15 protein-coding genes are annotated in these 17182 nt (G+C 71.4%); 7 read left to right on the plus strand and 8 right to left on the minus strand.

The annotated features are described in order from the left end of the window. Positions 1-35: 35 nt before the first annotated feature. On the minus strand, positions 36-566 hold the full coding sequence (locus DSM26151_RS00960) for an SRPBCC domain-containing protein (protein ID WP_234660568.1): 531 nt from the start codon (positions 564-566) through the stop codon (positions 36-38). A gap of 68 nt (positions 567-634) precedes the next feature. Between DSM26151_RS00960 and DSM26151_RS00965 the strand changes: the two genes are divergently transcribed. Further along, positions 635-1006 carry a hypothetical protein gene (locus DSM26151_RS00965; RefSeq protein ID WP_234660569.1) on the plus strand — a complete coding sequence of 124 codons (372 nt, stop codon included), beginning with the start codon at positions 635-637 and terminating at the stop codon, positions 1004-1006. Between the two features lie 3 nt (positions 1007-1009). Here DSM26151_RS00965 and DSM26151_RS00970 read toward each other — a convergent pair whose 3' ends face one another. Genes DSM26151_RS00970 through DSM26151_RS00980 form a run of 3 tightly spaced genes read right to left on the minus strand, consistent with a single transcriptional unit; the run spans position 1010 to position 4109 of the window. Continuing rightward, a complete protein-coding gene (locus tag DSM26151_RS00970) occupies positions 1010-2626 on the minus strand; it encodes a phytoene desaturase family protein (protein WP_234660570.1) in 1617 nt (538 codons plus the stop codon). Between the two features lie 43 nt (positions 2627-2669). Beyond that, the gene (locus DSM26151_RS00975; protein WP_234660571.1) at positions 2670-3068 is read right to left on the minus strand and encodes an META domain-containing protein; all 399 of its coding nucleotides are present in this window, start codon (positions 3066-3068) and stop codon (positions 2670-2672) included. 45 nt (positions 3069-3113) lie between these two features. Continuing rightward, positions 3114-4109: a LysR family transcriptional regulator gene (locus tag DSM26151_RS00980; RefSeq protein WP_234660572.1), complete on the minus strand. Its 996-nt coding sequence runs from the start codon at positions 4107-4109 to the stop codon at positions 3114-3116. A gap of 98 nt (positions 4110-4207) precedes the next feature. On the opposite strand from DSM26151_RS00980, the gene DSM26151_RS00985 reads away from it, so the two are divergent. The 4 genes from DSM26151_RS00985 to DSM26151_RS01000 all read left to right on the plus strand — a co-directional run bounded on the left by DSM26151_RS00985 (position 4208) and on the right by DSM26151_RS01000 (position 12038). Next, complete coding sequence (locus DSM26151_RS00985; protein ID WP_407651001.1) at positions 4208-7921, plus strand: proline dehydrogenase family protein; 3714 nt, start codon at positions 4208-4210, stop codon at positions 7919-7921. 106 nt (positions 7922-8027) lie between these two features. After that, complete coding sequence (locus DSM26151_RS00990; RefSeq protein ID WP_234660574.1) at positions 8028-9002, plus strand: IS481 family transposase; 975 nt, start codon at positions 8028-8030, stop codon at positions 9000-9002. A 304-nt stretch (positions 9003-9306) separates the two neighbouring features. Next, on the plus strand, positions 9307-10764 hold the full coding sequence (locus tag DSM26151_RS00995) for a basic amino acid/polyamine antiporter (protein WP_234660575.1): 1458 nt from the start codon (positions 9307-9309) through the stop codon (positions 10762-10764). A 35-nt stretch (positions 10765-10799) separates the two neighbouring features. After that, on the plus strand, positions 10800-12038 hold the full coding sequence (locus DSM26151_RS01000) for an arginine deiminase (RefSeq protein ID WP_234660576.1): 1239 nt from the start codon (positions 10800-10802) through the stop codon (positions 12036-12038). A gap of 43 nt (positions 12039-12081) precedes the next feature. On the opposite strand, the gene DSM26151_RS01005 is transcribed toward DSM26151_RS01000, so the two are convergent. Next, the gene (locus tag DSM26151_RS01005) at positions 12082-12564 is read right to left on the minus strand and encodes an ATP-dependent zinc protease family protein (protein WP_234660577.1); all 483 of its coding nucleotides are present in this window, start codon (positions 12562-12564) and stop codon (positions 12082-12084) included. A 26-nt stretch (positions 12565-12590) separates the two neighbouring features. Here DSM26151_RS01005 and rimK point away from each other — a divergent pair, with 26 nt between their 5' ends. Beyond that, a complete protein-coding gene (gene rimK / locus DSM26151_RS01010) occupies positions 12591-13793 on the plus strand; it encodes a 30S ribosomal protein S6--L-glutamate ligase (protein ID WP_234660578.1) in 1203 nt (400 codons plus the stop codon). A gap of 15 nt (positions 13794-13808) precedes the next feature. Here the strand turns inward: rimK and DSM26151_RS01015 are convergent, their stop codons facing one another. From DSM26151_RS01015 to DSM26151_RS01025, 3 genes are all read right to left on the minus strand, one after another. Further along, positions 13809-14171 (minus strand): GntR family transcriptional regulator, encoded by a 363-nt coding sequence (locus DSM26151_RS01015; protein ID WP_234660579.1) that lies wholly within the window; start codon positions 14169-14171, stop codon positions 13809-13811. 15 nt (positions 14172-14186) lie between these two features. After that, positions 14187-14624, minus strand: coding sequence for an Lrp/AsnC family transcriptional regulator (locus tag DSM26151_RS01020; RefSeq protein ID WP_234660580.1), 438 nt, complete (start codon positions 14622-14624; stop codon positions 14187-14189). Positions 14625-14729: 105 nt separating this feature from the next. Next, positions 14730-15347 carry a TetR/AcrR family transcriptional regulator gene (locus DSM26151_RS01025; protein ID WP_234660581.1) on the minus strand — a complete coding sequence of 206 codons (618 nt, stop codon included), beginning with the start codon at positions 15345-15347 and terminating at the stop codon, positions 14730-14732. 122 nt (positions 15348-15469) lie between these two features. Here DSM26151_RS01025 and DSM26151_RS01030 point away from each other — a divergent pair, with 122 nt between their 5' ends. Then, complete coding sequence (locus tag DSM26151_RS01030) at positions 15470-17179, plus strand: amidohydrolase (protein WP_234660582.1); 1710 nt, start codon at positions 15470-15472, stop codon at positions 17177-17179. Positions 17180-17182: the final 3 nt, after the last annotated feature.

Consider the following 17182-nt stretch of genomic DNA (forward strand, 5'->3'; position numbering starts at 1 on the left):
GCGGCCCACGCCGATCGGGAAGCTCGCGCGGCAGGTCACCGACCGGCCGCGGGGTCTGCGACGGATGCCGCGTCGGGAACGTGCAGGCCCCGATACGTCTCGACGAGCCCGGGGTCGTACTGCTGCCAGTCGGGAAGCTCGGTTCCGGCCCGGGTGGCGACCAGCCGGTCGAGGAAGTAGTCCCAGCCGGGCCCCACCGACGTGGCGTCGGCGGCCGAGTGCAGGAGCTGCCCGAGCGTGAGGGTCGTCATCCCCCCGGCTTCGCGGAGGTGGCAGAACACCCGCACGGATGCCTCGCCCTCGCCGATGTCGGCACGGAAGCCGTAGGGGGCGTCGCACTCGAGGATCGAGGTGTTCTGCCATTCGGCGCCCTCGCCGGACATGCGGAACCGCACGGCACCGGTGGACGGGGTCCCCGTGTAGGTGCCGATCCACGCCTGCATCGCCGTCGGATTGGTCAGCGTGTACCAGACCTCCTCGATGGGGGATCGGAACAGCCGGTCGAACTGGAGGTGGAGCCCGTCGTCCTTGCGGACGTAGTGGCCGGTCGCCCGAGTGATGGTCATGTCGCCCCCTGCGTGTCGTCCTGACCTCAGGCTAATCCGGTGGCACGCGGACGGCTAGAGTGGCGCGCATGAGCAGCAAGGCTTCCTCGCACGAGACCCACGACGAGCAGACGCTCCACATCGCCGAGCGTCACCGCGGCATGTGGGGCTGGTTCAGCGGCATCATCGTCCTGGCGCTGGTCGCCGTGCCGTTGAGCGCGGCGTTCGCGTTCGCAACCAACCCGGGCACGCAGCAGCTCTTCGGCGGGCGCCTCTCCGAGGCGACGACGGGCGGCTACCAGGCGTTCTGGTGGATCGTGGCCCTGCTGCTCGTCGCGCTCCCGGTGCTCGTCGGCTACGGCGTCGCGAAGATGTCGGGTCGTGCGGTCGTGATCGTCGGCGCGGTCGTCGCGCTGTTCGTCATCGCGATCATGATCCTCGGGCAGCTCTTCGTCTTCTGACGCTCACTCGCCCTCGAGCACGGCCATCGCGGCGTTGTGGCCGCCGATGCCGCTGACCGCGCCTCCGCGCACCGCGCCCGATCCGCAGATCAGCACTCGCGGATGCCGCGTGGCGACACCCCACCGCTGTGCGGGCGTGGCGGGCGCGGCGTCCGGTTCCGACCACGGCCACGACAGCGGCCCGTGGAAGATGTTCCCGCCCGGCATGTTCAGTGCCGACTCGAGGTCGCGCGTGGTCTTCACCTCGATGCAGGGGCGGCCGGCGGCATCCGTCGCGATCACGTCTGCGATCGGTTCCGCGAGCACGGAGTCGAGCGATGCGAGCACCGCGCGCTCGAGCCGGGCGCGCAGGTCGTCGTTGCCGTACGCGTCGACGAGCCGGTCGGGCACGTGCAGTCCGAAGACCGTGAGGGTCTGGGTCGCGGACTCGGCCAGTTCCGGTCCGAGGATGCTGCGGTCGCTCAGCGTGTGGCAGTAGATCTCGCACGGGATCGGGTCGGGCAGCGTGCCCGCCGCCGCGTCGGCGAACGCGGCGTCGAGCTGGGTGCGGAGCTCGTTGATGTGGAACGTGCCCGCGAACGCGTGCTCGGGTGCGACCTCGGCGTCCGCGAGGCGCGGCAGTCGCGTGAGCAGGAGGTTGACCTTCACCTGAGCGCCCTCGGGGCGGTCGTCGCGCGTCGGGCGCGGTTCCCGGGCTGCGTCGGGGGCGGATGCCGCGAGGCCCTCGAGCACGGCCGGGGCGACGTTCGCGAGCACCGTGCCGGCCCGCGCCGTGTGCTCCCGGCCGGCTTCGCGCCAGCGCACCTCGCCGGTTCCGCCGTCGATGGCGACGACCTCGGCGCCCGTGCGGAGCTCGGCCCCGGCCTCGCGCGCGGCTCGCGCGAGTTCGCCCGTGACGGCGCCCATGCCGCCGACGGGCACGTCCCAGTCGCCGGTGCCGCCCCCGATGACGTGGTACAGGAAGCAGCGGTTCGCGTCGAGCGAGGTGTCGTCGAGGTCGGCGAAGGTGCCGATGAGGCCGTCGGTCGCGACGACGCCCCGCACGAGGTCGTCGGCGAATCGCGCGTCGATGCCCGCCCCGAGCGGCCGCTCGATGAACTCGTCCCAGACGCGGTCGTCGCCGACGAGGGCTCGGGCCTCGTCGCGGGTGGGCAGCGGTTCGATCAGGGTCGGGAAGAGCGACTCGGCCAGCCGTGCGGTGTCGGCGGCGAACGCGTCCCACGCGTCGGCGTCGTCGGCCGCGCCGACCCGGGCGAAGGCGGCGCGCGCGGCCCCGGCATCCGCTTCGCCGTCGATGAGGAGCCCGCGCGACGGGTCGCGCGGGTCGGGCGTGTACGAGGAGAACCGGCGGCGGACCAGGCGGATGTCGAGCCCGAGGTCGTCGATGATGCGCCGGGGGAGCAGGCTCACGAGGTACGAGTACCGGCTGAGCCGGGCATCCACCCCGGCGAAGGCCTCGGCCGAGATCGCGGCGCCGCCGACGTGGTCGTCGCGCTCGAGCAGCAGCACGCGCTTGCCCGCACGGGCGAGGTAGGCGGCGGCGGTCAGGCCGTTGTGGCCGCCCCCGACGATGATCACGTCGGGGGATGCGGCAGGGGTGCGTCGCGCGTCGGTGGGCATCTCCCGAGCGTAGACGAGCGGATGCCGCGGGGCGCCGGCGCGTTCACTCGGTGCGGTCGAGCGTCCCGATGGGCGAGCCGTCCTCGCCGAGCACGGTCATCGTGTCGTTCGCGACCTCGGCGGTGTGCAGGCCCGACAGCCAGTCGTCGACGTCGGCGCACGCCATCTTCGTCGAGGCGACGTCCTCGAACTCGACCTGGTCGGCCTCGTTGATCGACCACGTGCCCGTGAGCCGGTTGCAGCCGTCGGTGCCGGTCAGGCCGCCGCCGTCGGCGAGCTCGAGGTACGGCGACCCCTCGGCCTCCGCGTCGCCCCACGTGCCGGTCGGATCCACGTCGCCGCCCGTGTCCTCACCCGACATGCCGCTGCATCCCGAGAGGGCGAGTGCCGCCGCGATCAGGCCGACGGCGAGCCCCGCGCTGAGTCCCTGCCTGCTGCTCATGGGCGCAGCGTAGCCGCGGCGGGCGTCAGCGTCATCCGTCGAAGGTCACCCGTCATGCGTCGGGGTGGGTTCGCTGCGAGCTGCCGCGCGCGCCAGCGCGTCGCGCGCGGCGACGACCGCAGGGCGGCGGGATGCCGCGCGACGGGTCGAGGAGAACACCTCCCGGAACGGGTCCGCCGGGAGCGACGCGAGCTGCACGCTCGGGGGTTCGCCGGCCCAGACGAGATCGGGCAGGAGCCCGACGGCGTTGCCCGAGCGGATCAGCCGGATGTGAGCCATGAGGTCGGCCGTCTCGAAGCGCACGTCGGGCTCGAACCCGGCCTGGCGGCACAGCTGCTCGGCCCACTCCCGCGACGCGGTGCCGCGCGGCTCCATGACCCACGGGCGATCGGCCGCCGCGGCGAGGCCGTCGTCGGCGACGAGCCGCAGCAGTTCGGTCGGGGCGTGCATGGGCAGGGCGGCGGCGACCGGGTCGGGGCGCGGCAGCCCGCGCCGGCGCGCCGACGGGTGCGGGGGCAGTGCGAGCCGGATCGCGTCTCGTGCGAGCGGCACCCGGTCGAGTTCGGCGTGCAGCGGGCGAGTGTGGCCCGGGTACTGCTCGGCGATCACGAGGTCGAAGTCGCGCGCGGCGACGTCGAACAGGGCGATCTCGGGCTCGCGCTCGGTGACCTCCACGCGCAGCGACGGGTGCTCCGCGGCGAGGAGGGTGAGCGCCTGCGGGACGACGGCGTGCGCCGCGGACTGGAACACCGCGATGCGCACCGTGCCGCTCACCGTGGTCAGCGAGCGCGCGACATCCGCTTCGGCCTCTTCCAGCCGTTCGAGCACGGCCTGGGCGTGGCCGACGAGCAGTTCGGCCTGGGGGGTGAGCTGCACGCGGCGGCCGACCTGCACGAGCAGTGGGACGCCCGCCTCCTTCTCGAGCTGGCTCAGCTGCTGCGAGACCGACGACGGGCTGTACGAGAGCGCCTCGGCGACGGCCGTGAGCGTGCCGCGCTGTGCGAGTTCGACCAGGAGGCGCAGGCGTCGGACGTCGAGCATGCGTGGTCGCCTCCTTTCGTGGCATCCGTCGTCTCCCGCCGGGAATCATTCGGGAAACACGAACAGTATGCATCGGATTCATTCGCTGTACTGAACGGATGCCGGGGCGCACACTGGAAGGGCGGGGCCGACAGCTCCCGCGCGCCCGACCGAGACCGAAGGACATCGCCGTCGTGACCACACCGAAGCTGCTCGCGGACGTACTCCCCGACACCGACCACGTCATCGCGCTCGTCGAGCGCTGGCTCGCCGAGAGCGAGCGCCACCCCGTCGACCCCGCGGCCGAACGCCTCGCGGGCGTGCTCAAGGACCCGAACGGGCTCGCGTTCACCGTCGGGTTCGTCGACGGCGTCATGCGCCCCGAAGACCTCGGCGTCGCCGCGCGCAACCTCGCCGAGGTCGCGAAGCTCACCCCGAAGTTCCTGCCGTGGTTCCTCAAGGCCGCCATCCGCCTCGGCGGCGCGGTCGCCCCGCTGCTGCCGTGGATCGTCATCCCCATCGCGCGCCGGGTCCTCCGGGCCATGGTCGGCCACCTCGTGCTCGACGCGACCCCCGCCAAGCTCGGTCCCGCCATCGCGAAGCTGCGCGAATCGGGCAACCGACTGAACCTCAACCTCCTCGGCGAGGCCGTCCTCGGCGAGCACGAGGCCGACCGTCGCCTGCAGGGCACGTACGACTTCCTCGCCCGCGACGACGTCGACTACGTCTCGATCAAGGTGTCGAGCGTCGTCAGCCAGCTCTCGATGTGGTCGTTCGACGAGGCCGTCGAGAAGGTCGTCGCGAAGCTCACCCCGCTCTACGAGCTCGCAGCGCGGGGAGCGGCGCAGGGCAAGGCCAAGTTCATCAACCTCGACATGGAGGAGTACCGCGACCTCGACCTCACGATCGCGGTCTTCAAGCAGGTGCTCGAGCAGCCGCAGCTGCAGCAGCTCGAGGCCGGCATCGTGCTCCAGACCTACCTGCCCGACGCGCTCGGCGCCATCCAGGACCTCACCGAGTGGGCGCAGGCCCGTCGCGCCGCCGGCGGCGCTCCCATCAAGGTCCGCGTCGTCAAGGGCGCGAACCTCGCCATGGAGACCGTCGACGCCCACATCCACGACTGGCCGCTCGCGACCTACTCGACCAAGCAGGACTCCGACACCAACTACAAGCGCGTCCTGCACTGGTCGATGACGCCCGAGCGCATCGACGCCGTCAAGCTCGGCATCGCCGGCCACAACCTGTTCGACGTCGCCCACGCCCACCTCACCGCGAAGGAGCGCGGCGTCGAGCACGGCGTCGAGTTCGAGATGCTGCTCGGCATGGCCACCGGCCAGGCCGAGGCCGTGCGCGGCGACGTCGGCCGGCTACTGCTCTACACGCCCGTCGTGAACCCGTCGGAGTTCGACGTCGCCATCGCCTACCTGATCCGCCGGCTCGAGGAGAACGCGAGCCAGGAGAACTTCATGTCGGCAGTGTTCGAACTCTCGCAGGACCGCGGCCTGTTCGACCGCGAACGCGACCGCTACCTCCGCTCGCTCGACGCGCTCGACGGCGTGCCCGCCGACGCATCCGCACCCGCCCCGAACCGGACCCAGAACCGCCGCACCGAATGGGACGAGCAGGACGCCGCCGACCTCGGCGCCGTCGCCGGCGCGCCCGCGCCCGGCGACGAGCACGAGGGGTCCCTGACGAGCGTCGTGCTCGGCATCACGCGCGGTTCGGCAGCCGACGGCGAGGTGACGGATGCCGCGGCATCCGCTCATCTCGCCGGATCCGGCCTCACGGGGCCCGGCGTCACCCCGGGCTTCCGCAACGAACCCGACACCGACCCCGCCCTCGCGGCGAACCGCGACTGGGGACGCCGGATCCTCGCCCGGGTTCCGGGATCGACGCTCGGCATCGACACGCTGCGGGCCAACCGCATCGAGACCGCCGACGAGCTCGAGTCGCTCATGACCGCCGTCACCGAGCGCGGCGCCGCATGGGGCGCCCTGTCCGGGGACGAGCGCGCGGCTGTGCTGCATCGCGCCGGCCTCGCGCTCGCCGCGAACCGCGACCGCCTCATCGAGGTCATGGCCGCTGAGACCGGCAAGACCATCGACCAGGCCGACCCCGAGATCAGCGAGGCGATCGACTTCGCGCACTACTACGCCGAGCGCGCCCGCGAACTCGACCACGTGCAGGGCGCCCGCTTCGTGCCCTCGAAGCTGACCGTCGTCACGCCGCCGTGGAACTTCCCCGTCGCGATCCCCGCCGGCGGCGTGCTCGCGGCGCTCGCCGCGGGCTCGGGCGTCATCATCAAGCCCGCGAAGCTCTCGCAGCGCTCGGGTGCGGTCATGGTCGAGGCGCTGTGGGAGGCCGGCATCCCCAAGGACCTCCTCGCGCTCGTCGACCTCGGCTCGCGCGATCTCGGCACCAAGCTCGTCTCCGACGAGAAGGTCGACCGCGTCATCCTCACGGGCGCCTACGAGACGGCAGAGCTGTTCCGGTCGTTCCGCAAGGACCTGCCGCTGCTCGCCGAGACGAGCGGCAAGAACGCGATCATCGTCACGCCGTCGGCCGACCTCGACCTCGCGGCATCCGACGTCGTCAAGAGCGCGTTCGGCCACGCCGGCCAGAAGTGCTCGGCCGCGTCGCTCGTGATCCTGGTCGGGTCGGTCGCGAAGTCCGAGCGGTTCCGCCGCCAGCTCGTGGACGCCGCGACGAGCTTGCGCGTCGGCTGGCCCGAGCACCCCTCCAGCCAGATGGGGCCCCTCGTGGAGCCCGCGGACGGCAAGCTGCTGCACGCCCTGACCACGCTCGGCGCCGACGAGGAATGGCTCGTCGAACCGCGACGGCTCGACGACACCGGCCGGCTCTGGTCGCCCGGAGTTCGCGCGAACGTCAAGCCCGGGTCGTACTTCCACCTCACCGAGTTCTTCGGACCGGTGCTCGGCATCATGCACGCGAAGGACCTCGACGAGGCCATCCGCTTCCAGAACGCCGTCGACTTCGGGCTCACCGCCGGCCTGCACTCGCTCGACGCCGACGAGCTCGCGACGTGGCTCGACCGGGTCGAGGCCGGCAACCTGTACGTCAACCGCGGCATCACCGGCGCGATCGTGCAGCGCCAGCCGTTCGGCGGATGGAAGCGCTCCTCCGTCGGCGCGGGCGCGAAGGCCGGCGGACCGAACTACCTGTTCGGGCTCGGCGACTGGGCGCCCGACCACTCCGAACCGAGCCGGTCGCTGCACCTGCGCGGGCTCGAGCAGCGCGTGAGCGACCTCATCGAGGCCTCGCAGTCCTCCCTCGCCTACGAGGAGTACGAGGTGCTGCGCAGGTCGGCGCTCTCCGACGCGGTCGCGTGGGCCGACGAGTACGCCACGGTGAAGGACGTGTCGGGCCTGGGCGTCGAGCGGAACCTGTTCCGCTACCTGCCCGTGCCGGTCACCGTCCGCGTCAGCGAGGACGCCGCGCTCGCGGACGGCCTGCGCATCATCGCGGCGGGCCTGCTCGCCAGGTCGCCGCTCGCGGTCTCGACCGCGCACGAGCTGCCGAAGGGCGTCCGCGCACTGCTCGCGGCCCGCGACATCCGCATCGTCCGCGAGGGCGACGCCGGCTGGATCGACCGCGCCGCGAAGGGCGAGGTCACCGGGCGGGTGCGCCTGCTCGGCGGCTCGCCGAGCGCCCTCGCCGAGGCGACGGGCGGCACGCCCGACCTCGCGGTGTGGTCGCACCCGGCGACGCCGTCGGGTCGTGTCGAGCTGCTGCCGTTCCTGCACGAGCAGGCGATCTCGATCACGAACCACCGCTTCGGCAACCCGACCACGATCTCGGACGGGGTCATCTAGCTGTACTTCCCACGGTGGTTGTGTGCAGCGTGGTGTGACGGGGTGAGGTGAGGACCTCCGGTATCGATGTGGGTTACCACACTCACTCGACACAACGGAGGTCCTCGTGTCCTACGCTACCCATGCCCGTGCTGCGCTCACCGTGACCGGGCGGATCAAGATCGCGTTGCTCGTCGTCGACGACGGGTGGACACAGGCTCGTGTCGCTGAACGGTTCCAGGTCGCTCGTGGCACGGTGTCGAAGTGGGTCGCCCGGTACCGGGCAGGCGGGCGTGCGGCGATGCAGGATCGGTCCTCGAAGCCGAAGGTCTCGCCGTCGCGGACGCCGCAGCGCACCGAGCGTCGCATCATCGGGTTGCGGGTGAACCGGCGCTGGGGTCCGCACCGGATCGCGTACCACCTCGGCCTGCCGCAGTCGACGGTCTCGAAGGTGCTGAACCGGTACCGGGTGCCGCTGCTGGGACAGGTCGACAAGAACACCGGAGTCCGGGTCCGCAAGCCCAAGCCCGTCCGCTACGAACGCGCCGTGCCGGGCGAACTGGTGCACGTGGACGTGAAGAAACTCGGCCGCATCCCCGACGGCGGCGGGTGGCGCACCCTGGGCCGTTCCGCAGGGCGCAAGCACCGGTCCGGGGCCGGCTACTCGTACCTGCATTCCGCGATCGATGACCATGCCCGCCTGGTGTACTCCGAGATCCTCGACGACGAACGCAAGGACACCGCCGCGGGGTTCTGGGAACGCGCGAACGCGTTCTACACCGGCCACGGCATCACCGTGCAACGCGTGATGACGGACAACGGGTCCTGCTACCGCTCGAAGGCATTCAACGACGCGCTCGGCGAGAACGTGACGCACAAGTACACCCGCCCGTACCGGCCACAGACGAACGGCAAGATCGAGCGGTTCCACCGCACCCTCGCCGACGAATGGGCATACGCCCGGCACTACGCGTCAGACCAGCAGCGCGCCACGAGCTACCCCGACTGGCTGCATCACTACAATCACCACAGACCCCACACCGGGATCGGCGGCCTCGCACCCATCGACCGCGTCCACAACGTCAGTGGGAAGAACAACTAGCGCGCCGGCGGCGGGCGCCGGGCGCTCGCCGCCCGGGTGCCAACCGGAACACATGAGAATCCGGCCGATGCCCCCTCCAGCGGGGGACATCGGCCGGATTCTCATGCAGAACGGCGGCGCCTCACTCGCGCCCGCGGTTGCGGCGACGGATGGCGCGGGGCGCCCGCCCGCCGGGAACCCGCCGCCGCACCACCTCGCCTCGGCTCTTGTGCGTGCCCCGAATCCTGCGCTAGACACTGAACAGGTTGCGACAGCGCATCTCGGACCGACCGTTCCGCGGAGGCCCGGGTGGGGAGGGGCCCTGATGGCATCGACCACCGGGCAGCGGGCGACATCGAAGCTCGGCCTGCCCGCGCTCACCGGCATGGTCGTCGGATCAATGGTCGGTGCGGGCGTCTTCCAGCTTCCGGCGCGCTTCGCCGGCCAGACCGGCGTGTACGGGGCGGTCATCGCCTGGGCGATCGCCGGACTCGGAATGCTGACGCTCGCGCTCGTCTTCCAGACGCTCGCGATGCGGAAGCCGAAGCTCGACAACGGGGTCTACGTCTACGCACGGACCGGGTTCGGCGTGTACCCGGGGTTCCTCTCCGCTGTCGGCTACTGGGCGTCGGCGTGCGCGGGCAACGCGTTCTACTGGGTGCTCATCATGACCACCCTCTCGCAGCTGTTCCCCGAGCTCTCCCCGGTGCTCGGCGAGGGCGACACGTGGCCCGCGTTCATCGTCTCGGTGGCCGCGGTGTGGGGCGTCTTCCTGCTGATCCGGCGGGGCGTGCGCGAGGCCGCCGCCGTGAACTTCATCGTGACGATCGCCAAGCTGGTGCCGCTCGCCCTCTTCCTCCTGCTCGTCGCCTTCTTCTTCGACTGGGACGTCTTCGTCGGCAACCTCTCGGGCGATGCAGGCGCCGGCGGCGACTCGCTGTTCGCGCAGGTGCAGGGCACGATGCTCATCACCGTGTTCGTCTTCCTCGGCATCGAGGGAGCGAGCGTGTACTCGCGCTACGCGAAGAAGCGGTCGGACGTCGGCCGCGCCACCGTGCTCGGATTCCTCTCGGTGCTGGCGCTCTTCGCTTCGGTCTCGATCCTGTCGTACGGAATCCTGCCGCAGGCCGAGATCGCCGCCCTCCCGCAACCATCGGCGGGCGGCGTGCTCGAGGCGGCAGTCGGGCCGTGGGGCGGTGCGTTCATCCGCGTCGGACTCATCATCTCGGTGCTCGGCGCCTACCTGGCGTGGCAACTGCTCGCCGCCGACGTCGTCTTCGCCGCGGCGAAGGACCAGGATCTCCCGCGCTACTTCGCGAAGCAGAACTCCCGCGAGGTTCCGGAGCGCGCGGTGCTGTGGACCTCGATCCTCGTCACGCTCATCCTGTTCCTCGTCCAGTTCGTCGAGGACGCGCTCGACTTCACGCTCGACCTCACCGCGGCGCTCTCGCTCGCGCCGTACGCGCTCGCGAGCGCCTACGCCGTGAAGATCGCGATACGACGCGACGGGTACGAGGGCGCAGCGCCCGCGCGCCGCAACCGCGAACTCGTGATCGCGGCGATCTCCACGGCGTACACGCTCTTCCTGATCTGGGCTGCCGGCTACGTGTTCCTCTTCATCGCATGCATCCTGCTCGCGCCCGCGACGGCGCTCTACGTCGTCGCCCGACGTCAGCAGCAGGCGAAGGTCTTCACCCCCGCCGGGCTCGTCGTCTTCATCGTGATCGTCGCATTCGCCGTGGTGGGCGTGGTCCTGCTCGCCACCGGAAGCGTCCAGCTCTGAACAGATCCGCGCCGCGGCGCAGAAGGGAGCACGCCATGTCGCACCAGTCGTACGGGGTCCACTCCGAGGTCGGCCGGCTCCGGAAGGTCCTGGTCTGCCGGCCGGGGCTCGGGCACGAGCGGCTCACGCCGAGCAACAGCGATGCCCTCCTGTTCGACGACGTGCTCTGGGTGCAGAACGCCCGGCGAGATCACGCCGACTTCGTGCAGCACCTGGGCGACCGCGGGGTCGAGGTCGTCGAGCTCCACGACCTCCTCGCCGAGACCCTCGCGGTGCCCGATGCCCGCGACTGGCTGCTCGATCGCAAGATCGTCGCGAACGAGGTCGGATCGGGCCTCGTCGCCGACACGCGGGCGTTCCTCGACGCACTCGACCACGCGACGCTCACCGAGTACCTCATCGGCGGGCTGTCGACGCGCGATCTCCCGGAGGAGTTCCGGTCATCCGAGGTCGCCCTGGTCCGCGAGTCCGCGGGGATGACCGAGTACCTCATGCCACCGCTGCCGAACACGATCTACACGCGCGACACGACGTGCTGGATCTACGGCGGCCTGACGCTGAACCCGCTCTACTGGCCGGCACGGCACGCCGAGACCATGCTCATGAAGGCGATCTACCGGTTCCATCCCGACTACGTCGGCAGCACCGTGTGGTGGGGCGACCCGGAGCAGGACTGGGGTCAGGCGACGCTCGAGGGCGGCGACGTCATGCCCGTCGGCAACGGCGTCGTGCTCATCGGCATGAGCGAGCGCACCTCCCGCCAGGCGATCACGGCGGTCGCTTCGCGGCTGTTCGAGGAGGGAGCCGCACAGCGCGTCGTGGTCGCCGGCATGCCCAAGCTTCGCGCCGCGATGCACCTCGACACGGTCTTCACGTTCGCCGACCGCGACCTCGTGACCTACTACCCCGACATCGTCGACGGCATCCAGACGTTCTCGCTTCGTCCGGCCGACCGCGGCGGCGTCGAGGTCACGGAGGAGCGCTCGTCGTTCATCGACGTCGTCGCCGAATCGCTCGGGCTCGCGAAGCTGCGTGCGGTCGAGCCCGGCGGCGGGTGGTATGCCGGCGAGCGCCAGCAGTGGGACAGCGGCAACAACGCGGTCGCGGTCGAGCCGGGCGTCGTGTTCACCTACGACCGCAACACGTACACGAACGCGCTGCTCCGCGATGCGGGCGTCGAGGTCATCGAGATCGTCGGCGCCGAACTCGGGCGGGGGCGTGGCGGGGGGCACTGCATGACCTGTCCGATCTCCCGCGACGCGGTCGAGTACTGAGCGGATGCCGGTGGGCTCGCCGCTCGCGGCTCGGCCCGTCAGGTCACTCGCGGCCGCGGTTGCGGCGACGGATGGCGCGGGGCGCCCGCCCGCCGAGGAACGAGCGCCCGGCGTCGACGAGGAACCCCGTGCGCAGCGCCTCGCGGCCGATGAGCATGCGGAAGCCCATCTCGTCGCGGTTGGTCAGCGTGACCTCCGCGGTCACCTCGCGGCCGAGCAGCACGACGTCCATGAGCACGACCAGCCGCTCCTGGGTGTGCCCGGTCGAACTGCGGACGACCCGGCGATCATGCACTGGAGTCTCGATCGCCGTGGCATCCGCATCGGAGTTCTGCCAGGGATGGATGCCGAAGCGCACCCAGTCCGCACCGTCGCGCTCGAACTCCTCGACGTCGAACGCGTGCAGCGCCGACGAGCGCGCACCTGTGTCGAGCTTCGCCTTGATCCACTCGACTTCGGCCTGAGGCAGGCGGACCCATTCGCGCCATCCGGCGATGGTGTTTGAATGGGTCGACACGTCCGTCACCAGATCATCTTCGCAGGGACCCACGCATGAAACTCGCGATCCTGTCGCGCGCGCCCCAGGCCTACTCCACCCAGCGTCTCCGTGCGGCCGCGCAGCAACGCGGGCACGACGTCAAGGTCCTGAACACCCTCCGCTTCGGAATCGACCTCTCGGGGGCCGAACCCGACCTGCAGTACCGCGGTCGCCCGCTGTCGGACTACGACGCGATCCTGCCCCGCATCGGCAACTCGATCACGTACTTCGGCACGGCCGTCGTGCGCCAGTTCGAGCAGATGGACGTCTACACCCCGAACACCGCGAACGGCATCACGAACGCGCGCGACAAGCTCCGCGCGAACCAGATCCTGTCGCGCCACAACATCGCGCTGCCCGCGACCACGTTCGTGCGCAACCGCGCCGACCTGCGGCCCGCGATCGAGTCGGTCGGCGGCGCGCCGGTCGTGATCAAGCTGCTCGAGGGCACGCAGGGCATCGGCGTCATCCTCGCCCCGACGGTCAAGGTCGCCGAAGCCATCATCGAGACGCTGCACTCGACCAAGCAGAACGTGCTGATCCAGAAGTTCATCGCGGAATCGCGCGGGCGCGACATCCGCGCCCTCGTCGTCGGCGACCGCGTCGTCGCGGCCATGCGACGCGTCGCGAGCGGCGACGAGTTCCGCTCCAACGTGCACCGCGGCGGCAGCGTCGAGCGGGTCGAGCTGACGCCCGAGTACGAGCAGGCGGCCGTGCGGTCGGCGCAGATCATGGGGCTGAAGGTCGCGGGAGTCGACATGCTCGAGGGCAACGAGGGCCCGCTCGTCATGGAGGTCAACTCGTCGCCGGGCCTGCAGGGCATCGAGACGGCGACGAACCTCGACGTCGCGGGGGCGATCATCGACTACATCGGCAACCAGGTCGCGTTCCCCGAGATCGACGTACGCCAGCGGCTCACCGTCTCGACGGGGTACGGCGTGGCCGAACTGCTCGTGCACGGCGACGCCGACCTCATCGGCAAGACCCTGGGCGAGTCGGGGCTCTGGGAGCGCGACATCACGGTGCTCACCCTGCACCGCGGCACCACCGTGATCCCGAACCCGCGCAAGGGGGTCGTGCTCGAGGCCGAGGACCGCCTGCTCTGCTTCGGCAAGCTCGAGGAGATGCGCTCGATGATCCCCGAGCGCCGTCGCCGTCGGCAGAAGGTCCGTCGCCTGCCGAAGGAACCCATCCCGGTCTCGGACGTCGCGTCCTGAGCGGGCGCGCCCCGGTCAGTCGCGGGAGCGGAGTGCGCGTGCGACCGCGTCGAGCGCGGCATCCGAGGGGACGCCCAGCCTGAGGGCGGCGTCGGCGAACACGGATGCCGCGCTCTGCAACGCCTGCGCGACCGGGTCGCCCGCCGTGCTGACGAACGTGCCCGCACGCCCGCGCCCCTCGACCACGCCGTCGGCCTCGAGCTCCTTGTAGGCCCGCGCGACGGTGTTCGCGGCGATGCCGAGCTCCTCGGCGAGGGCCCGGACGGTGGGCAGCTTCGCGCCGGCCGCGAGCCGGCCCGAGGCGACGGCGTCCACGACCTGCATGCGCAGTTGCTCGTACGGCGGGGTGCCGGAGCCGGCGTCGACGGTGAAGCGCATCGGTCGGAGCCCCGCTCAGTCGCGACTGCGGTTCACGAGCCGGGAGAGCACGATCGCGCTGCGCGTGTGGTCGACGTTGGGTGCGATGCGCACGCGTTCGAGGGCATCCTCGAGCGAGGTGATGTCGCGGGCGCGCATGAGCACGATGGCGTCGGCGCTGCCCGTGACCGTGCCGGCGTAGACCACCTCGGGCACGTTCTGCAGGATGCGCTGCAGCTCGTCGGGCGCGACGGTGCCGCGGCAGAACAGTTCGACGACGGCCTCGGTGCTCATGCCGTCGACGGCCGGGTCGACCTGGATCGTGAAGGCCTTGATGACCCCGTCGGCGACGAGCCGGTCGACCCGGCGCTTGACGGCGGACGCCGACAGCCCCACCGACGACCCGATGTCGCCGTAGCCGGCTCGCGAGTTCTGCCGGAGCAGGTCGAGGATGGCCCGGTCGAGGTTGTCCATGGGCACCACTGTAGGAGCGTCCGTTGCGTGGGAACAGGTGCGCGCGCGGATTCCGTGCGCGCCGTTGCAGGTTCGTGATCGGGATCGGGCGCGCTCGCGCCTCGATCAGTTCGGGGTGGGGGAATCGTGGCGGGCGCGCAGGCCGTGCATGAGCGCTGCGAGGCCGACCCGGAACGCGGATTCGGCGCCCGAGGCGTCCGCATGCTCGGCGTCGAGTGCGGAACGCAGGGAGACGAGTTCGGAGGGCACGCTCGCCTGGGCGAGCAGGTCGCCGGGCGCGACGATGTCGAGCGCGGAGCCCAGCACGTGCGCCTCGACGGTGCGCATGACCGCGACGGCGTCGTGCTCGCGCCACCCGCCGCGGACGAGCGAGCCGACCACGGTGTCGTACATCTCGAGCGTCGAGCGGTCGCGGATGGGCGTGGTCGCGAGCAGGGGGATCACGTTCGGGTGAGCCGCGAACGCCGTGAGGTAGGAACGCGCCCACGCCTCGAGCGCGGGATCCCATGGATGCACCCCGAATGCGGACACGTCGATGCCGGCGACGATCCGCGCCCTGATGTGCTCGATCAGCTCGCCTCGACTCGCGATGTGGTTGTAGAGCGAGGAGACCTGCCGGTCGACGCGCGCGGCGAGCGCGCGCATGGTCAGCGCCTCCGCTCCGTCCTCGTCGATGAGGTCGAGCGCTGCCAGCACGAGCTGCTCCCGCTTGAGACGAGCCACGGATGTCCTCCGGAATCTTCCGTCGTCGTGCTCGGGAGTGTATCGTGCTCGCAGCGCGAAAACGAACACTGTTCGTACAGGATGCCAGGGCGGCATCCACCCGATCGAGAGGAACCGACCCGGTGACGACGACGTACTTCCACGGCGGCACGATCTGGCTCGGCGGCGCCGTCGCCGACCGCCCGGAGGCCGAAGCGGATGCCACGGCGCTCCTCGTGCGCGACGGGCGCATCGCCGCCATCGGCGCCGATGCGGAAGCAGCCGCATCGACCGCGGACACCGTCGTCGACCTGGACGGCGGGCTGCTCATGCCGTCCTTCGGCGACGGCCACGCGCACCCCCTCTTCGGAGGGCTCGAGGCCGAGGGCCCCGACATCCGCTCCTGCCGTTCGATCGACGAGATCGTCGCCGAAGTGCGCCGCTACGCCGACGCCCACCCCGAACTCGAGTGGATCACGGGCGCGTCCTACGACGGCAGCCTCGCCGAGGGCGGCCTGTTCGACGCGCGGCTGCTCGACCGGGCCGTGCCCGACCGGCCGGTGGTGCTCCGGGCCTGGGACTACCACACGGTGTGGGTCAACAGCCGGGCCCTCGAGCTCGCGGGCATCCACGCGGACACCCCCGAACCCGAACTCGGGGAGATCCCCCGTCGACCCGACGGCACGCCGATCGGAACGCTCCGCGAGTGGGGAGCCGTCGACCTCGTCGCCGCGGTCATGCCGAGTCGAAGCGCCGAGGTGGGCCTGCGCGCGCTGCACCGGGCCGGCCGGTACTACCTCGAGCGCGGGGTGACCTGGGTGCAGGACGCCTGGGTCGAACCGGCCGAGCTCGACGTGTACCTCGCCGCCGCGGCGCACGGCGCCCTCCCCATCCGCTTCAACCTCGCGCTCTACGCCGATCCCCGGCGCTTCGCCGCCGAACTTCCGGACATGATCGCCGCGCGCGACCGGGTGCGTGCCGCGGCATCGCCGCGACTCACCGCCGACACGGTCAAGTTCTTCGCCGACGGCGTCGTCGAGAACGAGACCGGTGCGCTGCTCGAGCCCTACTGCACCGGCCTGCACGACCACGGCATGGAGGTGTGGGGGGCCGAACGGCTCGCCGAAGCCGTCCGCGCGGTCGACGCCGCCGGCTTCCAGATCCACATCCACGCCATCGGCGATGCGGCCGTGCGCCAGGCGCTCGACGCGATCGCGGGCGCGATCGCAGCGAACGGGCCGCGCGACCGCCGCCCGGTGATCGCGCACGCCCAACTCGTCGACGACGCCGACCTCGCGCGATTCGCCGAGCTCGGCGTCATCCCCAACATGCAACCGCTGTGGGCCCAGCTCGACGCGCTCATGACCGTCCTCACCGTGCCGCGCCTCGGCGCGGAGCGCGCCGACCGCCAGTACCGCATGCACACCCTCGCGGCGTCCGGCGCCCCGCTCGCGTTCGGTTCGGACTGGCCGGTGTCCTCGGGCGACCCGCGCGACGGCCTCGCGATCGCCGCGTCGCGCACCACGCTCGACGGCGAACCCGCCGGCGGCTGGACCCCGGACGAGATCATGCCCATCGAGGCCGCGCTGACCGCCTACACGACGGCGGTCGCACACCAGGCGTTCGCCGACCGCGCCGAGGCGCCGTGGGGTCGGATCGAGGTCGGAGCGAGCGCCGACCTCGTCCACCTCGGCAGCGACCCGCGCGACTGTGACCCCCACGACCTTCCCCGCATCCAGGTGCGGCAGACCTACCTCGCAGGCGAGGCGACGCTCGACGCCGCCCCGACCGGCGCACCCGATCCGAACCCCGCACACCCCGCCAGCGAGCGCAGCGCTGCGCTCCCGTCCTGAAAG

This window comes from Agromyces marinus (assembly GCF_021442325.1).
In the GTDB taxonomy this organism is placed as follows: domain Bacteria; phylum Actinomycetota; class Actinomycetes; order Actinomycetales; family Microbacteriaceae; genus Agromyces; species Agromyces marinus.